Source organism: Actinomyces sp. MRS3W (assembly GCF_032465695.1).
Taxonomy (GTDB): Bacteria; Actinomycetota; Actinomycetes; order Actinomycetales; family Actinomycetaceae; genus Actinomyces.
The window spans coordinates 1-1,386 of the sequence record NZ_JAWDJJ010000210.1 but is presented as its reverse complement, the minus strand read 5'-3'; the positions used below and the strand labels follow the sequence as shown (position 1 = coordinate 1,386).

Below are 1,386 nucleotides of genomic sequence, written 5' to 3'. Positions count from 1 at the left end.
CCCCGGCGGGGTCGGCGGCGGTCGTGACCGCCAGCGCCGTCAGCGCCTCGGGCAGGCGGCGCGTGCCCAGGGAGTGGTAGCGGGCGACGTCGAGCGGGCCGCCGTCCAGTACTCGCAGGGCGGCGTCGGCGCGGCCGGCCGCGGTGACCTCCACGCGTACGCTGCGGCCGTGCACGGGGCCGACCCGGCCGATCTGTCCGCCGCAGGCCTCGACGATGGCCTGGAAGCCCAGGCAGATGCCGAGCGTGGGGATAGCGCGGTTCAGGGCGGCGCTGACCAGTTCCATGAGGCAGCCGGAGGTACGCGGGTGCCCGGGACCGGGGGACAGGCACAGCAGCGGGCGTTCGCCCGAGTGTTCGGTCCGCGGCTCCAGGGCGTCCAGCACCATCTCGGCTGGCGCCGTGTTGCGGTAGACCTCAATCTGTGCTCCCAGTGCGGCGAACTGGTCGACCAGGTTGTAAACGAAGGAATCGCGGTTATCCAGCAGTACGACACGCATCTCACGCCCTCCTTTCTGGCGCGGTCGAGGTATCGGGGTCGATGACGAGGCGGGCGCCCTGGGCGGCGGCGATGGCGGCCAGCACCGCGCTGGCCTTGTGCACGGTTTCGGCGGCCTCGGCGGCCGGCACCGAGTCGGCGACCACGCCCGCCCCGGCCTGTACCAGCGCTGTCCCCTCGCGCACGAAAGCGGAGCGGATGACGATGCAGGTGTCCAGTTCGCCGTCGCCCCGGACGTAGCCGACCGAGCCGCCGTAGCTGCCGCGGCGGACCCCCTCGGCGCCCCGGATCAACTCGGCGGCTCGTAGCTTGGGAGCGCCGGTGAGCGTGCCCATGGTCATGGAGGCGCGGAAGGCGTCCAGGGCGTCCAGGTCGGGGGCGAGCTGTCCGGATACCTCCGAGACCAGGTGCATAACCCGGCTGTAACGGTCCACGCGCAGGAGGTCGTCGACCCTGCGGGTGCCCGGCACGGATACCCGGGCGACGTCGTTGCGGGCCAGGTCCACCAGCATGACGTGCTCGGCGACTTCCTTGTCATCCGTGCGCAGCTCCAACTCCAGGCGTGTGTCCCGCTCGTGGTCGACCAAGCCGTCGGGTGCGAGGCCGCGTGGGCGCGTGCCGGCGATGGGACGGATGGCGACCCGGCCGGTTGTGGCCGAATGCAGCAGCGCGGATTCGGGCGAGGCCCCCAGGAGCTCAAAGTCCGGGGCGCCGACGTAGAACATGTAGGGGCTGGGGTTGGAGCGGCGCAGTTGGTGGTAGGCGGCCAGCGCATCGGGGCACGGCAGGGTGAAGCCGCGGGCGGGCACCACCTGGTAGACCTCCCCGGCAGTGATGGATTCCTTCATGGCCTCCACGACGCCGGCGTACTCGGTATCGGACTGGGTG

General features: G+C 71.8%; 2 protein-coding genes. Both read right to left on the bottom strand.

What is annotated here, in order from left to right; translation table 11 throughout:
• Positions 1 to 499, bottom strand: a 499-nt coding sequence (locus RWX45_RS08020) for a glutamine amidotransferase-related protein (protein ID WP_316023207.1), incomplete at its 3' end; no start/stop codon positions are given.
• Between the two features lies 1 nt (position 500).
• Positions 501 to 1,386: anthranilate synthase component 1 (locus RWX45_RS08015; RefSeq protein WP_316023206.1), on the bottom strand; the 886-nt coding region annotated here is incomplete at its 5' end.